Origin of the sequence: Tamlana sp. 2_MG-2023 (assembly GCF_030548465.1) — a bacterium.
Taxonomy (GTDB): domain Bacteria; phylum Bacteroidota; class Bacteroidia; order Flavobacteriales; family Flavobacteriaceae; genus Pseudotamlana.
The window spans coordinates 15,408-32,606 of the sequence record NZ_JAUOSF010000010.1; the positions used below are offsets into that span (position 1 = coordinate 15,408).

Consider the following 17,199-nt stretch of genomic DNA (forward strand, 5'->3'; position numbering starts at 1 on the left):
TATCTAAATTAATGCAAACTTTTAATTTAAATATTAAAGTAATGTTATGAAAACAATGAAAATACTGACAATAATTCAAATGTTAAAAATGTTAAAAAATCAAAAATGTAAAAATTATCAAGAATACCCTTAAAAAAATAGGGGTAAAAATATAAAATCAATAAAAGTGAATCAAATACCCCTATTTTTTATGGGGGTTAAATGTTTTTGACATAAGTTTGACTCATTCTTAAGCGATAAAGATCTAAGTTCATCAACCAAAACTTTAAAAACTAAATCTTAGGTCTTAAATATTAACAACTTAAAAATGATAACAATTATGAAAAAATTATTGACACTATCAGCATTATTACTAGCCACTGTAGTTTTTGCGCAAGACGAACCAAAAAAATTATCGATTAGTGGATCTGTTGATACTTACTACCAAACTTATTTAACTGCTCCTGATAATGAAGGACAGTCTTTTGGAACTGCTTTCGCTGGAAAATCAGGATTTGCTTTAGGTATGGGTAACGTTATTTTGGCCTATGAAGGTGAAAAAACCGGTGCTGTACTTGATTTAGTTGTTGGGCCAAGAGGTGCGGGTGCTACTTTTAGCAATGATATTGTTGACGGAATTGTAAATCAAGCTTATGTTTACTGGAACGTTTCTGAGAAGACAACCTTAACTATGGGGCGATTTAATACTTTCTTAGGTTATGAGGTTATTGCTCCGGCAGCAAACTTTAACTACAGTACTTCGTATTTATTTTCTAGTGGACCTTTTTCTCATATGGGTATAAAAGCTGATTTTGCTTTATCTGATGACTTTAGTTTAATGTTAGCAGTTACTAACCCGTGGGATACTAATGATATTTCTTTTAGTGGTGAGTATGCACTTGGAGCTCAATTAGGTTTCTATGGTCAGTTTCTTAATTTATACTATGATGGTGATGCCGTTGATGGTTTAGGATTTGAAATTGATTATACAGGTGGTTTTGATTTATCTGATGCTTTTTTCTTAGGAATTAACGCTGCTTACAATGATAATGATGGTTCTGGTTTTTACGGAGCTGCTTTATATCCACAATTCACAACATCTGATTCTTTTGCAGTTGGATTAAGAGGTGAATATTACGGTTTACACGGAGATGCTAATCCAGATGAAGAAAGTGTTTTAGGGGTTACTCTAACTGGAAGCTATTCAATCGAGAACTTAATTCTTAAGCCAGAGGTAAGATTAGATTCATGGAATGATAGTATGCCATACATTGATAATGATGGTGCTGCTTCTAAGAGCTTAGCTGCTTTTACTTTAGCTGCTATCTACTCTTTCTAAAAGAAGACTCTTCTACAATATATAAGGAGAGTAAATTAAAGAAACAACCAACTTTATTATTCTCCTTTTAATTAATTAACTAACCAAAAATATCTTTATTATGTCAATATTAAATTTGCCTATATTAATACAAGATGTCGCAGCTACAAAAGCAGATATTGATGCTATTGTTGGAGACATGGGGATGTTATGGATGCTTATATCAGGTATCTTAGTATTCTTAATGCAAGCAGGATTTACATTAGTAGAGTCGGGAATGACACGTGCTAAGAATGTTGTAAATATTGCAATGAAAAATGTTTTAGATATCGCTGTTGGATCTATTGTTTTCTGGTTCATTGGGTATTCTTTAATGTATGGATCTACCAACGGGTGGATTGGTTGGAGTGGTTTTATGTATAACCAAGGGCCAGCAGATTTATTCTTTCAAACCGTATTTTGTGCGACTACAGCAACTATTGTTTCTGGTGCTATTGCAGGTAGAACAAAATATACCACTTACATCCTATTCTCTTTAGTTATGACTGCGGTTATCTATCCAATTTCTGGTGGATGGCAATGGAACGGTGATGGATGGTTAGCTCAAATGGGCTTCATCGATTTCGCTGGATCTTCAATTGTTCATGCTGTTGGTGGATGGGCAGCCTTAGTTGGTGCTGCTTTAGTAGGACCAAGAATTGGAAAATACATCAATGGAAATGCAGTAACCATTCCAGGACACAACAAATTATTAGCAACTTTAGGTGTTTTCATCTTATGGTTCGGGTGGTTTGGATTTAATGGTGGTTCTCAATTAGCTTGGGGTGGTGATGATGCTGTAGGTGCTTCTATGGTAGTATTGGTAACAAACCTTGCTGCTTCGGCAGGTGCGGTTGGTGCGCTTTTCTTATCATGGTTTAAATATAAAAAACCAAATTTAGATATGACGTTAAACGGTGCTTTAGCTGGTCTTGTGAGTATTACTGCTGGTTGTGGAAACATGACTGAAGGTGGTGCTTTGATTGCTGGTTTTATTGGTGGTATAATCGTTGTATTCTCAATGGAGTTTATCGAACAAAAATTAAAGATTGATGATGCTGTAGGCGCTGCTTCTGTTCACGGTGTATGTGGTGCATGGGGTACTTTAGTAATTGGTCTTTGGGGTGTAGACGGTGATACAGCTATTGGTTTATTCAATGGTGGTGGATCTGCACAATTTGTAACACAATTAATAGGAACATTGTCTTATGCTGTATGGGCTCTGGTTACATCGTTCATTTTCTTCTTCATTCTTAAGAAAACATTAGGGTTAAGAGTGACTGAAAAAGAAGAGGTAGAAGGATTAGATCTTTCAGAACATGGTACTTTAGCTTATCCAGGTAAGAGACAAAGAGAAATAGAAGATTAAGTTCTTCAGAATTAAATAACATGTAGATTTTTAATTAAAAAATTTAATGTTTAAAAGGTTAAGTAATTAAGTTTAAGTTTATGAAAAGGATGCCTGTTAAACAAACAGGTGTTCTTTTATGTTAATCAAATTTGAATTAGCACTTAGTTAATAAGAAAAATCTTAATCATCGCATAAATATTTATATTTGAAATCTAACCGTAAAAACTAAATGATATTATGAAAAAAATTGAAGCAATTATCAGAAAATCTAAATACCGTGTGGTAAAAGAAGCTCTTCATGAAGTAGGAGTTAATTTTTTCTCATACTGGGATGTTACAGGTTTAGGTAATGAAAAGGAAGGCCATGTATATAGAGGTGTTTCTTATAGTACAAGTGATATTCAACGTAGACATATTTCTATTGTTGTAAATGACGATTTTGAAGAAATCACAATTAAAGCCATTCTTAATTCTGCTGCAACTGGAGAAGTAGGTGATGGTAAAATATTCGTTTCAGATATAAATGAATGTTACAGAATACGTACAGGCGAAAAGGGAACCGACTCTCTAAAATAAAACGAAATTAATACAAAAAACTAATTAATAGATTTATGGAATTATTAACGATTAACAATGTATGGATGATGATCTGTACGGCACTAGTTTTCTTTATGCATACAGGTTTTGCATTTTTAGAAATTGGTTTAACTAGACAGAAAAATACAATCAACATTTTATTTAAGAACATCTTTATTATTACAGTTGGGTTATTACTTTACTATATCGTAGGTTTCAATTTAATGTACCCTGGTTTCGCTGAAGATTCTGCTGGAATTTTTGGTTTTGCAGGATTTGGTTTTGATGCGCCAACAACTGCAGAAGGAGCATTAGATTTAACATATAATGAAGGTTATACTTATTGGACAGATTTCTTATTCCAAGGAATGTTTGCTGCAACCGCTGCAACTATTGTTTCTGGAGCCGTTGCTGAACGTATGAAAATCGGGCCTTTTATGATCTTTACAATTATTTATGTAGGTGTTGTTTACCCAATTGCAGGTTCTTGGAAATGGGGTGGTGGATTTTTAGACCAATTAGGTTTTTATGATTTCGCAGGTTCGACATTAGTACACTCTGTTGGTGGATGGGCTGCATTAGTTGCGGTTTATTTGTTAGGTTCTCGTATTGGGAAATTTAAAAACGGAAAACCTCAAGCAATTCCTGGGCATAGTATTCCTTTAGCTACGGCTGGTGTCTTAATCCTTTGGTTAGGATGGTTCGGATTTAATGGAGGTTCTGTACTTTCAGCTGATCCAGGGCTGACTTCATTTACTTTAGTAACAACGTGTTTAGCTGCTGCAGCTGGTGGTGTTGTTGCGGCTGCTGTATCATTCTTTAAATATAAAAACTTAGATTTAACGATGTTTTTAAATGGTATTTTAGGTGGTTTAGTTGGTATTACTGCTGGAGCTGATGTCATAGCGCCAGAAAGTGCTATCCTCGTTGGAGCTATTGCTGGAGTGCTTATTGTTTTTGCAGTGAGTTTTGTGGATGCTATTAAATTAGATGATCCAGTAGGAGCAATTGCAGTACACTTAATTTGTGGTATTTGGGGAACTTTAGCTGTTGGAATCTTTTCAACAAACGAAGAACACACTTTTATGGCCCAGTTAATTGGGGTGTTATGTTATGCAGGTTTCTGTTTAGTAACTTCTTTCTTAATTATTTTCACTTTAAAGAAAACAGTAGGAATTAGAGTTTCTGAAAAAGAAGAATTAGAAGGATTAGATGCTCACGAACACGGTATGGATGCTTATCCAGATTTCAGATTGAATGAGCACTAAAATTTAGTTTAGAACAGCTATTATCAATTTATATTCAAAAGTAAGAGTGCTTCACGTTTTGTGAAGCACTTTTTTTATGCTATTACACGGAGATACGCCGAGATTAAACAGAGTTTCACAAAGCAATATTTAGACACAGATTATCACAGATTTTTTTCAATTCGAATTTCACTAATTATCACTAATTTTTACGTGCTACTTTTTTGTGTCTTTGCGTCTTCGCGAGAAAATAGTTTAGTTGCTAGTTATTGGTTGTTGGTCGCTTACTCTTGCGCTGATTTTATTGACACAGATTACACAAATTTTCATAGTTAGAAATACTGAAGTAGTTATTACGCAGAGTTCCGCTGAGATTACACAGAGATTCACAGAGGTTTTTTTTAGGAGGCATTGATACTTGTGCTATTTATGAAAATTACCATAAGAGTATGTCTAATAACTAATAACCAACAACTATCAACCAATAATTCTGGATACGAATTCTCACTAATTTTTGAGTAGCAAAACCTTTGTGTGAAATAATAGGTATTTGATGCTTTCTGGTGGGTTTATGTGGAAATAAAAAAGCCCTTCAAATCAATTTTGAAGGGCTTTTATAAGTTATAAAAAGTATGTTTTATGCAGAGTTTCTACTTGCGTTAATATTACCAAATAACGAACGCGTTACGATTTTTTCGTAAATCAGTTTATCTGGATTGTCTGCTGCAACACCAGCTTTTTCCAGCTCTTGAATCTTTTTAAGCGCATACTGCTGTATCGTTAACAGCGGTAATACAATTGATTCTCTAACTTCAATAGAAGCTTTCCCTGTAGGTTCATTTTCCATTAATGAGTCGTAACCTGTGAGCTTTAAAAGTAAGCGTTTTGTAGTTTCGTATTCTGTGTGAATAATATTCCAGAACGCTCCAAACTCTTCATCATTAGACATGTATTTTGTTAAATCGAAAAACGATTTAGTTAATGACATCATACTGTTTTCAAGAAGCGTTTTAAAGAATTTATTGTTGTTGTAAAGTTGTTCTACTTTATCAAATTCTCCACGATCTTCGTATTGTTTTAATGCTGTTCCTACGCCATAAAAACCAGGTACATTTTGTTTTAATTGACTCCATGATCCTACAAACGGAATGGCTCTCAAATCTGAGAAAATCAATTTATCCGAAGATCCACGTTTTGATGGTCTACTACCAATGTTTGTTTTTGCATAGTATTTTAAAGTACTCATGCGTTCCAAGTATGGAATAAACATCTCATGACTCTTAAAGTCTTTATAAACTTGGTAACTTGTTTCAGCTAAATCGGCCATAACAACACGATCGTCATCAGACAGTTTGTTTTTATCACTGCCAATTCGGTTTGTAACTCCAGAACTGATTAATTGTTCTAAGTTGAATTGAGACGAATTTAAAGTTCCGAAATTTGAACTAATCGTTTGTCCTTGAATAGTCAATTGAACTTCTTTATCTTCAATTGTTGGTCCTAAGGAAGAATAGAAATTATGCGTTTTTCCACCACCACGTGCAGGAGGTCCTCCACGACCATCAAAGAAAATGGCTGTAATGTCATATTTTCTAGACATTTCTGTTAGCAATTCTTTGGCTTTATAAATACCCCAGTTTGCCATTAAATAACCACCATCTTTCGTTCCGTCAGAGAAACCAAGCATGATCGTTTGTTTACTACCTCTAGATCTTAGGTGAGCCATGTAAGCAGGATTGGTGTATAGCTGCTCCATAACCTGAGGCGCATTTTCTAAATCTGGAATAGTTTCAAATAAAGGGGCCAGATCAACCGTTAAATTGTCTTTAAAAGACACCATTTTTAGCATGGCAAATAACTGCATCATATTTAATGCCGTTTGGTTGTTACTAATAATGTATCGGTTTGCACCACGTTCACCATTGCTTTTTTGAATTTGCTTAATGGTTTTTATTGTTTTTAAAGTGTTGTAAGTCATCTCATCTTTAAAAACCTCTAAATCGGTAATTTCATCTGTGGTTTTAGATAAAATATCGATTTGCTCGTCTTCAGATAAGTCATGATAATTAGCCGGTAAACACGTGTTTCCACTAGCTAATAATTGATCTACCACATTGGTAAAAACGGTATGGTGAATTCTACTGTCTTGTCTAATATCTAAGGTTGCAAAACGGTAACCAAAAAGATGAATTCTATTAATTAAATTGTTTATTTCATTTTCGTATAAAGACTGGTGTTGTTCAACAACAATCTTTCTAATGCTTAAAAGCTCTTCGGTTAATTCTTTTACAGAAATGGCTTTTTTACTTTTAAGGTCAATACTGTAATCGTAAAGAATTGTTTCTAATTTAATAATACGATCTTCAACACCTTTAAAGGTTAACTTTCTTCTTAAGTTTTTAAGGTCTTCGTAGTATTTTTTAAGAATCGCTTTTTTAAGCTTTTTAGCAACTTTTAAAGTAGTTTCGGGTTTTACGAATGGATTTCCATCACGATCTCCCCCTGGCCAGAATCCTATGTTAATGATTTCATTATGCTTTTGACCATCAGCATAAATATTGGTTTGGATGTAATTATAAATTTTTCCGAAAGAGGTGTAAAATACATTTTCTAAATACCAAATTAAGCTTTTAGCTTCATCGTATGGTGTTGGTTTTTTGTGTTTAAAAAATGGTGTTTTTCCCAGCTGACCAAACAAGTTGTTGATATCAGTTAAATTGTTTTGTTCAATGGCTTTTGTTAGTTCTGTAATAATTCCTAAAACAGATCCTGGGTAAAATTGTGTAGGGTGCGCTGTTAAAACGATGCGCACTTTAAACTCATCTAGATAAGCTTTTAATTCGTCTAATTTGTTTTCATCTTGCGCTTTATCTTTTAAGTTACGCAAAGTACCAACACCGTCCATGTTGTTTACAATCGGGAAGGCTGCATCTTCAATGGCATCGAATAAAACAACTTGTCTTTCGATGTATTGAATGAATCTGAATAATAAATTAATCTGACTTTCTTTATTTCTACGCCCTTGATATTTTTCAAAGAATGTATCAACTATTGTTGTAGGGTTGTCGCCGTTCTGAAATCCCTTTTCACAGGTTTCATGAAATAGCGGAAGTAATACTCCAGTTTTCGTTACCGCATCAAAAGGTAATGTCATGAAAATACTGTTGAATATTTGGTATTTTGACAAAACGCTTTGATTGAATCTTGTTAATTTTGGCTCTATTGACATAAAATCGTTCTATTGAAGTTTAAGCATAAAAGTAGTAAAGCTTTGGGTAAGCACATAGTCTTTTTAAAGATTTATCAATATTTGTTCTTTTGTGAATTGTCGTTGTGAATAATTAAAAGAAAGTGCAACTAATATCAAGTTTTTATAATGAATATTTGAAGGAAAAAACAACAAAACAACATAAGAATGGTCGTTTTAACATCATCTAGGTCCAAAAATGAACATTTCATGTATGACATATATCATGTTTTTCAGCGAGATGTCGTTCTATCTTTGCGGTTCAAAATATAAATTATGAAAAAAACGCATTCGTTTCACATTCCAGTTATGGGTATTGGTTTTACCATTGATACCCCTTTGAAAGTGGCACAATATGGCATGGATTCTGTGATTTCTTTGGTAGATGATATTCTTCTGGAGAAATTAAGAAAAATGTATAGTGAGAAATTTGAAGTGCCTTACAACGAGATTACCGATAAAATTGATGATTTTAGAGCAAAAAGAATCACCTCTTATTTAAATTTAGTTAGCGATTTAGCCGATAAAAAGTTTGAGTCTTTAAAAAACTTAACATCAAAAAAGAGTGATGAGATTATGGCATACATAAACATGTTGCCAAATAATTCTAAGCTTAAAGCGGAATTTAAAAAACTTACAGAAAAGGAATTTAATTTCACTGAAGTCAAAAATTGGGCTTCAAAAAATTTAGTTATGGGTTCTATTGATGTGAACATTATGACTAAAGTAGATAAGGATAACTATAAAGACAAGGAGCAATTACCAAGTGAATATAACGATGCGCATGCAGCCTTAAGAGGGTTTGCAAACAGTAAGTTGAAATCTTCAGTAGTGCTTTCTGCCGGAATGAACCCTAGATTGTATAGTTATATGGGGCAGTTTGATGATTTTTTTCCGAACACAAAAGGTGAGTTCAACAAACGTATTATTCTAAAAGTAAGTGATTACAGGTCAGCCTTAATTCAAGGGAAATTTTTAGCTAAAAAAGGTCTTTGGGTTTCAGAATATCGTATTGAATCTGGATTAAATTGTGGCGGACATGCCTTTGCAACTGATGGCTATTTGCTAGGGCCTGTATTAGCGGAGTTTAAAGAAAATCGTGTAGCGCTGCAAGAAGCCATTCAAAGTGTTTTAGTGCAAGAGTTAGAAAACCAAGGAAGAGCTATACCGGAAACTGCTTTAAATTTTGAGATTACGGCGCAAGGCGGTGTTGGTACCGAAGAAGAACATAACTTCTTAATTGAAGAATATAACCTAGATTCAGTAGGTTGGGGGAGTCCTTTTTTATTGGTTCCCGAAGCTACAACGGTAGATGATAGTACGTTGCAAAAACTTATTAAAGCAGAAGAAAAAGACTTATATTTGAGTGATATTTCGCCTTTAGGAATACCTTTTAATAATTTGAGAGACAATACTAAGGATTTAGAGAAACAGAAAAATATTGATAAAGACAGACCAGGAAGTGCATGTCCTAAAAAGTTTGTAGCTTTAAATAAAGAGTTTAAAGAAACAGGAATTTGTACGGCATCTAGAGAGTATCAATTTTTGAAAATAAAAGAGTTAGACAAGAAGGAGTTAGCTCCAGACGTATATAAACAGGAACTTGATAAAATTATCGTGAAATCTTGTACATGTGTAGGTTTGGGTACTTCGGCCTTATTAGCTTATGGTTTAGATACTAAAGTGGAAGGTGAAGGCGTATCTGTTTGTCCAGGTCCGAATATGGCCTATTATTCTAAAGTAATGAGTTTGGCAAATATGACAGACCACATTTACGGAAGAGCAAATATGGTATCAAGAAACGATCGTCCAAATTTATTTATCAAAGAGCTTCATATTTATATGGATTATCTTAAAAATAAAATGGAAGATGCTAAAGTTTCTATGAACAGAAAAGAAGAGAAATATTTGAAAACCTTCACAACCAATATGAAAGCAGGAGTAGCTTATTATCAAGGGTTGTTTAACGGTGTTAAAAATAGTTTTGAAGACATAAAATCTTCAGTACTTAACGAATTAGAAAAGACGGAAGTTGTTTTAAACCAAATGCAATTAGAAATTGAAACCTTAACAATGATTAAGGCTCAGTAAAAAAATTAAACGGTAGGTGTAACTTAAAAACTTAGTAAAATGAAAAAATTAGTATTAGCTGTATTGATTGCAATTGGTGTTACTTTTTTGGTAACCTACACGTATAATCAAAGTGAACAAGAAACAGATACAGAATCAAAACTTTTGCTAACTTTTAGTGAAGGCTGGCGAGACGGTTATTGTGAAGGCTGGAAAATCGTAAAGGGAGAAAATGCAGATTGCCCAACGGCACCAGAGTCCCCTGTTTGCGAAGATTGCCCTGATGCTTATAAATTAGGTTTTAGCAAAGGGTTTAAAGCTGGTAGAAATTCAGCTCAATAAAATTTAATCATATATTTTGGATAAAAACTCCTTGCAAGTCGCAAGGAGTTTTTGCATTTATAGCTTTTTTGGAAACGACTTTATGTTTATTTGTTAATTCTTGTATTTCCGTTTTGATAAATTTTAAACTAATTCTTTTCAGAAACGCTAAAAGATGTAATAAATAGACTCTAGGTCTTTAATTCATTGGTTTTTTTTGATGGAATCTCATTTAATAAAATTAATAATTAGGATATTTGTATCTTTATAGGTGGTTAAGCACTGCCAATTATGAATTTCAAATTATTCCAGAAACCTTAAAATGGATTTAGTAAAAGAAATACAACGCCTTAAGAAGGAGAAAAATGCTGTGATTTTAGCACATTATTATCAAGTGCCAGAAATACAGGATATCGCAGATTATGTTGGTGATAGTTTAGGTCTATCGCAAAAAGCTGCTGAAACCGACGCCGATATTATCGTATTTGCCGGTGTACATTTTATGGCAGAAACAGCCAAAATATTAAATCCAAGTAAAACGGTTGTTTTACCAGATTTAAATGCGGGTTGCTCGCTCGCAGATTCTTGTCCGCCAGACGAATTCGAAAAATTTACCAAAGCACATCCCGATCATATTGTAATCACTTATGTGAATTGTTCTGCGGAAATTAAAGCCTTAACAGATATTGTTTGTACATCATCTAACGCTTTAAAAATTGTTAATTCAATTCCGAAAGATCAACCAATCATTTTTGCTCCAGATAGAAATTTAGGGCAATACATCATAAATGAAACGGGTAGAGATATGCTGCTTTGGGATGGAAGTTGTATTGTTCATGAGGCTTTTTCAATGGAAAAGTTATTGGATTTACATAAAAAATATCCAGATTATAAAATTATAGCACACCCAGAGTCTGAAACACATATCTTGAATACCGCAACCTATATTGGTTCGACTTCAGGTATGATTGATTATGTAAGACAACATCAAGACGAGAAGTTTATCGTGGCGACTGAAGCTGGGATTTTACATAAAATGAAAGAGGAAATGCCAAATACCGAATTGGTTCCGGCACCTGCAAAAGAAGATAATACCTGTGCTTGTAGCGAATGTCATTTCATGAAAATGAATACGCTTCAAAAATTACACGATTGTTTACTTAATGAATCTCCTCAAGTAGATGTGGACGAAGCTATAAGAGAACGCGCTTTATTACCAATTCAACGCATGTTAGACCTTTCTAAATAATGATGATGACTGCAGATTATTTAGTGATTGGTTCGGGTGTTGCCGGCTTAACATTTGCTGTGAAAATAGCCGAAAAATATCCTGAACGCAGTGTCGTTATTGTTACAAAGGCTAGTGAAGACGAATCAAATACCAAATATGCCCAAGGTGGGGTAGCTATTGTTTTAAATAAAGAATCTGATTCTTTTAAAAAGCATATACAAGATACTTTAATTGCTGGCGACGGACTTTGTAATAAAGAAGTCGTTGAGATGGTAGTTAATGAGGGCCCCGATCGTTTTAAAGAATTATTACTTTGGGGGGCTAATTTTGATGCCAACGACGCCGGGAAATTCGACCTTGGAAAAGAAGGCGGGCATTCCGAATATCGTATCGCACACCATAAAGATATTACGGGCTTTGAAATTGAACGTGCTTTGTTAACAACTGCACATCAATTACCAAATATTTCTATATTACCACATCATTTTGCTATCGATTTAGTGACTAATCATCACATAGAGTCCAAGAATTCTGATGATTTACGCTGCTATGGTGCTTATGTGATGAATCAAAATTCCGGTGAAATATTCACTATAAAATCTAATAGTACTTTATTAGCTTCAGGAGGTATCGGTCGTGTTTATGGGCATACCACAAATCCGGTTATCGCAACTGGCGATGGTGTGGCTATGGCGCATCGCGCTAAAGGACGTATCAAGGATATGGAGTTTATTCAATTTCACCCTACAGCTTTATATGATGCTAAAGGCGAATCGTCATTTTTAATTTCTGAAGCCGTGAGAGGTTTTGGGGCGATTTTAAGAAATGGGAAGGGTTATCGTTTTATGCCTGATTATGATGAGCGTGCCGAATTAGCTTCTAGAGATATCGTGTCACAAAGTATTGATAGCGAACTTAAAAAATCTGGAGATACACATGTGTATTTAGATTGTACACATTTGGATATGGACGGCTTTATGGCGCATTTTCCAAATATTTACGAGAAATGTTTAGAGCATCATATCGATATAAAAACCGATTGGATTCCTGTGGTTCCAGCTTGTCATTATTTATGCGGCGGTGTTGATGTGGATATGATTGGAAAAACGACCATTGATAATTTATACGCTTGTGGTGAATGCACTAGAACAGGGTTGCACGGTGCAAACCGTTTGGCGTCAAATTCCTTATTAGAAGCCTTAGTTTATGCGCATAATATTTTTAAACATTTAGCCGATGCAGATAATACAATTTTAGATGTTGAGATTCCAGATTGGGATGATGAGGGTACGATTATCCCAAAAGAACATGTTTTGGTACAACACAATTTAAAACAAGTTCAAGCGATAATGCGTGATTATGTTGGTATTGTACGATCTAATAAACGTTTAAAAAGTGCCTTAAAACACTTAGATGTTATTTCCAGCGAGGTTGAAGATTTGTATAAAGAATCGAGAATATCAACCACACTTTGTGAGTTAAGAAATATGATTAATGTCGCTTACCTCATTATTTGGCAGTCTTTAGAACGCAGCGAAAATAAAGGCGGTTATTATAACTTAGATAATATTAAAAAAGAAACGAGACCTTAATCAGTCTCGTTTTTTTATGTAATTAAATATGGTATGGGTGCTTATTTACCAAGCATGACAAGTTCGTTACATACTACTTCGGTTATATAGCGTTTAATACCAGATTTATCGTCGTAGCTTCTTGATGTTAACTTGCCTTCAATAGCGACTTCTTTTCCTTTTGCGACGTACTTTTCAATAATCTCAGCCGTTTTTCCCCAAGCTACAATATTGTGCCACTGGGTATCTGTGATTTTTTCACCTTTGTTATTGGTGTAATTGTAATGTGTGGCTAGATTAAATCGTGCTAATCGTTTTCCTGATTCTAAATTGATGATTTCTGGATCGTTTCCAAGGTTTCCAATCAACTGTACTTTGTTTCTAAGTGTGCTCATAATTTTAAATTTTACGTTAAACAGTTAATACTATGCTGTCAATGCTTAGTTAAATATGTTAGCGATTAACAACAGGGCAAATATCATTCAGCATCAAAAGTTTAATCGGTATTTACTTATTTAAAATCGCTTGTAAATGTTTGTAGTCGTTTGTAAGCGGAATTTTTCAAGTTATTGTTCTGTGAAATGTAGTGGTTTTTAAAAATGGCTTAACACCATGTTAACACGTGATGGTGTTACTTATTTTGTATATTTAAAAAAATATGAATTCAAAAAACATAAAAACAATTACGGTAGAAACGATTGTTAGAGCAGATATTGATAGTGTTTGGGATTGTTGGACAAAACCAGAGCACATTATAAACTGGAATTTTGCTTCAGATGAATGGTGTTGCCCAAAAGCCGAGAACGATTTAAAAACTAACGGCGAATTTTCCTGGCGAATGGAAGCCAAAGATGGAAGTATGGGTTTTGATTTTTCAGGAACTTATGAGACAATTATTGATAAAGAATTAATTACTTATAAAATGGAAGATGGTCGATTCGTTAAAATTGCCTTTTCTGAAAATCAAAATCAGACAACTATAAGCGAAACGTTTGATGCTGAAGGTACCCATGCCGATGAGCAGCAAAGAGCTGGTTGGCAAGCCATATTAGAGAATTTTAAAAACTATGTTGAAACGAAAAAATAATCAAATGAAAAATAGTAATTGGGTTTACTCATTATTAATATCAGGATTGTTGTTGAGCTTTTTGTCATGCCGTACCATTCCTGAAAAGGCAGTCGCAGTCAAATCATTCGACAAGGCGAAATATTTAGGAAAGTGGTACGAAATCGCAAGATTGGATTTTAAGTATGAAAAGGATTTGAATAATACCACCGCCGAGTATTCATTGAATGAAAATGGTACAATTAAAGTAAATAACCAGGGTTTCGATACGATTTCAAAGCAATGGGAACAATCTATAGGAAAAGCAAAATTTGTAGATGAAGATGACGTAGCCATGCTTAAAGTTTCATTTTTCGGACCGTTTTATTCAGGATATAATGTGATCGCTATTGATGAAGATTATAACTATGCGCTTATTGCTGGTAAAAGCTTAGATTATTTATGGTTGTTATCAAGAGAAACAAAAATACCCGAAAGTATTAAAACTAAATATTTGAAAATGGCAGAAGATGTTGGCTATAATACTTCCGAGCTTTTGTGGATTGAACATGATAGAAAGCAATAGGGAATTAAGAAGTGTCATGTGGTTAACTAATTGATAAAGAGTATTAAGGGCAAGATACACTAATTTGGGTGCTTTAATTTTTGTAGGTTTATTTGTACGAAATATGGGTTTGTTGTATATTTCGTTTTGATAAAGTTAATAATGATATCACCGTCTGCGCTCCAACTTGTAATATTTGAGATAGTCGATGTGTTCAAATTAGTAAGGTAAACCATGGAAAAAAAGTGCTTAGAGTGCGGTGATAAAATTGTTGGACGCGTCGATAAGAAATTTTGTAGCGATGGCTGTCGTAACAGTTATAACAATCGTGTTAATAAGGATAGTAAAAACCTCATTCGAAACACGAATAACCGCCTGCGTAAAAATTATAGGATCTTAGAAGCGCTTAATCCTGAGCAAAAAACAAAAACCTCTAGAGCCAAGCTTATTGAAGCAGGTTTCGATTTTAATTATTTTACAAGTATTTACACTACAAAAGCCAAAACGGTATATTATTTTGTTTACGATCAGGGCTATTTACCTTTAGAAAATGACTATTATGCACTTGTAAAGCGTGAAGGGTAAATTAAAATAAGAAAACTATGGAATTTGATAGAACAGGAATTATATTATATACCATTGAATATAAAAAATGTGTCACGTTTTATGAAGAGGTTCTAGAACTCACTAAGTTGTTTGAAACAGAAGTTTTAACTTGCTTTGAATTTGGAGCCACTTATTTGTTAGTGGAACTTGATTTAGATTATGATGGTGAAGCACTCGCTGAAAGTCGTATAAAAACATGCCTGCGAATGAATGTGCCTAATGTAAAACAGCTTTCAGATAAGTTAATTTCAAAAGGTGTTGATGTAAAGTATCAAGAGTTTTCCTGGGGAACAATTGCTAAGTTTTTTGACCCCGACGGAAACTTATGTGCTTTTAAGGATTCTGAAAAATTCGAGAAACAAATTGAAGATTTCAACGTGCCAAAATAAACGCTATTTTGTTTAAAGACCTAAAAAAAAGCTTCTAATCATTTAAAAAAAACAATCAAAAGCTTTAAATAAAATTGCAGTGTGTGAGCTTGTTATTTCCACGTTTGACCTTTCATAGTCATGGCGGCTTTTAAAATATCTTTTTGACTAATTTGTCCGATTAACTTTCCTTTTTTCACAATTGGAAACCTTCTGCGTTTAGAATCTAAGAACTTTTTGGCAGCATCGAAAATATTCATATCACCATCAATAGTTTCAACATCGGTAATCATGTGTTTTTCTATAGTTAGATCTTGTAAAGGCATGTTGTAGTAGCGGCTTTCGCTGATTTGCTTAATACAATCGCCTTCAGAAATGATTCCTACAAGTTCATTTTTTCGATTAACCACTGGTCCGCCAGAAATTCTATTTTTAATTAATGATTGTATGACACTTTCAACAGTTTGGTCTGCTTTAAACGTAATTAAGTTCGTGCTCATGTAATCACTAACGGTTAGTGACGGTGTTGTAGTGGCGCTGGAACGCTTTCTGGCTCCTATAAAACTCTTTATCCCCATAGTAGTTTGATTTTTTGGTAATTCTAAATATAGAGTTTAATTTTTACAATTCCTAAAATTTATTAATATAAGTTGTTGTGATACATGTGTATAGCGGATTTATTTGTTATTTATTGATTAAATTTGTTAAATAAATATGGTGATAATAAGTGGAGAGTTGTTGCTTTTACAATGTTTAATTTTACCTGTCTATCGGCAGGTAATTACCGTGTTTTCTTAATAAAAATGATTTCTCGCGAAGACGCTAATTCGCAAAGAGAATTATTTGAAAAATCAGCATCTAAAAAAACGCTGTGGAGCTCTGTGTAATCTCAGCGAAACTCTGTGTAATAGCTATTTCAGTCTTTTTATCTGTGAAAATCTTTGCAATCTGTGTCTAGGAAATCAGCGCAAGAGTAAATAACCAACAACTAAAACACCCCTGTTTTACTGTGGCTTTTGAATGTTTATAGCGTCAAACTCCACCTTCTTATTCATTTGTAAATTCAAATTAGAAAAGGCTACTAATAGTTCTTGAGTACTTTGGGTGAGCTCTTCCTCGCTTGAAGATGCTAGGTTGTAAAGACTTTCTAACTTATAAAACTTTGTTTCCAAAACCAATACTCTAGCTGAGATGGATGGTGATTTTGCTGTTTCAGGAGTATTAACTTTTAATTCTTTAAAGGTTTCTTTTAAATCTTTTTCACTATCCTGAAAATAGCTGAAGTCACCTGCCTTAAGATTAGTAATGATGCCTTCTAGCTTATAATATTGTGTCCAATCTTTAACTAGTGATTGCGCTTTTTGGTCTAAAGTGAATTCTGTAAAATTAAGGTTTTCTATATCTTCTTCTGATACAACACCGCTGTTATCAACTTCAGTTTCTACAAGTGTTTTATTTTCTTGGTTGTCTTTACATGCTGAAAACAACATAAAAACACCTAGAGCCAAAAGGATTTGAGTACGCATCATTTTTAATTTTAATACAATAGGATACAAAGATATAGGAATAGTTGATTTTATTGTTGTGTGTGAAGCTGTCATATTAAGAATATTTTGACTTTTTTATGGATTATTTCTAGCGAAATCTTATTATTTTTGAAAATTC

At 33.7% G+C, this 17,199-nt stretch carries 16 protein-coding genes; 12 read left to right on the top strand and 4 right to left on the bottom strand.

The features are described from left to right. The first annotated feature begins 319 nt into the window (after positions 1-319). The 4 genes from Q4566_RS14485 to Q4566_RS14500 all read left to right on the top strand — a co-directional run bounded on the left by Q4566_RS14485 (position 320) and on the right by Q4566_RS14500 (position 4,531). Positions 320-1,318: an outer membrane beta-barrel protein gene (locus Q4566_RS14485; protein ID WP_303422647.1), complete on the top strand. Its 999-nt coding sequence runs from the start codon at positions 320-322 to the stop codon at positions 1,316-1,318. A gap of 100 nt (positions 1,319-1,418) precedes the next feature. Then, positions 1,419-2,705 carry an ammonium transporter gene (locus Q4566_RS14490; protein ID WP_303422649.1) on the top strand — a complete coding sequence of 429 codons (1,287 nt, stop codon included), beginning with the start codon at positions 1,419-1,421 and terminating at the stop codon, positions 2,703-2,705. Between the two features lie 219 nt (positions 2,706-2,924). Beyond that, the gene (locus tag Q4566_RS14495; RefSeq protein ID WP_303422652.1) at positions 2,925-3,263 is read left to right on the top strand and encodes a P-II family nitrogen regulator; all 339 of its coding nucleotides are present in this window, start codon (positions 2,925-2,927) and stop codon (positions 3,261-3,263) included. A gap of 35 nt (positions 3,264-3,298) precedes the next feature. Next, positions 3,299-4,531 carry an ammonium transporter gene (locus Q4566_RS14500; RefSeq protein WP_303422656.1) on the top strand — a complete coding sequence of 411 codons (1,233 nt, stop codon included), beginning with the start codon at positions 3,299-3,301 and terminating at the stop codon, positions 4,529-4,531. A gap of 616 nt (positions 4,532-5,147) precedes the next feature. Here the strand turns inward: Q4566_RS14500 and Q4566_RS14505 are convergent. Beyond that, positions 5,148-7,739 carry a phosphoenolpyruvate carboxylase gene (locus Q4566_RS14505; protein WP_303422659.1) on the bottom strand — a complete coding sequence of 864 codons (2,592 nt, stop codon included), beginning with the start codon at positions 7,737-7,739 and terminating at the stop codon, positions 5,148-5,150. Positions 7,740-8,033: 294 nt separating this feature from the next. On the opposite strand from Q4566_RS14505, the gene Q4566_RS14510 reads away from it, so the two are divergent. The 4 genes from Q4566_RS14510 (at position 8,034) to nadB (ending at position 12,971) form a co-directional block, all read left to right on the top strand. Then, positions 8,034-9,848 carry a hypothetical protein gene (locus Q4566_RS14510; protein ID WP_303422662.1) on the top strand — a complete coding sequence of 605 codons (1,815 nt, stop codon included), beginning with the start codon at positions 8,034-8,036 and terminating at the stop codon, positions 9,846-9,848. Positions 9,849-9,887: 39 nt separating this feature from the next. Beyond that, positions 9,888-10,169: a hypothetical protein gene (locus Q4566_RS14515; protein ID WP_303422665.1), complete on the top strand. Its 282-nt coding sequence runs from the start codon at positions 9,888-9,890 to the stop codon at positions 10,167-10,169. A gap of 301 nt (positions 10,170-10,470) precedes the next feature. After that, positions 10,471-11,397, top strand: coding sequence for a quinolinate synthase NadA (nadA, locus tag Q4566_RS14520; protein ID WP_303422667.1), 927 nt, complete (start codon positions 10,471-10,473; stop codon positions 11,395-11,397). Positions 11,398-11,399: 2 nt separating this feature from the next. Beyond that, complete coding sequence (nadB, locus tag Q4566_RS14525) at positions 11,400-12,971, top strand: L-aspartate oxidase (RefSeq protein ID WP_303422783.1); 1,572 nt, start codon at positions 11,400-11,402, stop codon at positions 12,969-12,971. A 41-nt stretch (positions 12,972-13,012) separates the two neighbouring features. Here nadB and Q4566_RS14530 read toward each other — a convergent pair whose 3' ends face one another. Beyond that, entirely contained in the window at positions 13,013-13,345 is a 333-nt protein-coding gene (locus Q4566_RS14530) for a single-stranded DNA-binding protein (RefSeq protein ID WP_303422670.1), read from the bottom strand. 263 nt (positions 13,346-13,608) lie between these two features. Between Q4566_RS14530 and Q4566_RS14535 the strand changes: the two genes are divergently transcribed. From Q4566_RS14535 to Q4566_RS14550, 4 genes are all read left to right on the top strand, one after another. Continuing rightward, positions 13,609-14,037 (top strand): SRPBCC family protein, encoded by a 429-nt coding sequence (locus Q4566_RS14535; protein ID WP_303422673.1) that lies wholly within the window; start codon positions 13,609-13,611, stop codon positions 14,035-14,037. 4 nt (positions 14,038-14,041) lie between these two features. Next, the gene (locus tag Q4566_RS14540; RefSeq protein ID WP_303422675.1) at positions 14,042-14,581 is read left to right on the top strand and encodes a lipocalin family protein; all 540 of its coding nucleotides are present in this window, start codon (positions 14,042-14,044) and stop codon (positions 14,579-14,581) included. Between the two features lie 213 nt (positions 14,582-14,794). Next, positions 14,795-15,145: a hypothetical protein gene (locus Q4566_RS14545; RefSeq protein WP_303422678.1), complete on the top strand. Its 351-nt coding sequence runs from the start codon at positions 14,795-14,797 to the stop codon at positions 15,143-15,145. 17 nt (positions 15,146-15,162) lie between these two features. Then, positions 15,163-15,555: a VOC family protein gene (locus tag Q4566_RS14550; RefSeq protein WP_303422681.1), complete on the top strand. Its 393-nt coding sequence runs from the start codon at positions 15,163-15,165 to the stop codon at positions 15,553-15,555. Positions 15,556-15,647: 92 nt separating this feature from the next. On the opposite strand, the gene Q4566_RS14555 is transcribed toward Q4566_RS14550, so the two are convergent. Both Q4566_RS14555 and Q4566_RS14560 read right to left on the bottom strand, forming a co-directional pair. Next, a complete protein-coding gene (locus Q4566_RS14555; RefSeq protein WP_303422684.1) occupies positions 15,648-16,112 on the bottom strand; it encodes a CBS domain-containing protein in 465 nt (154 codons plus the stop codon). 426 nt (positions 16,113-16,538) lie between these two features. Beyond that, a complete protein-coding gene (locus tag Q4566_RS14560) occupies positions 16,539-17,135 on the bottom strand; it encodes a hypothetical protein (RefSeq protein WP_303422686.1) in 597 nt (198 codons plus the stop codon). Between the last annotated feature and the right edge of the window lie 64 nt (positions 17,136-17,199).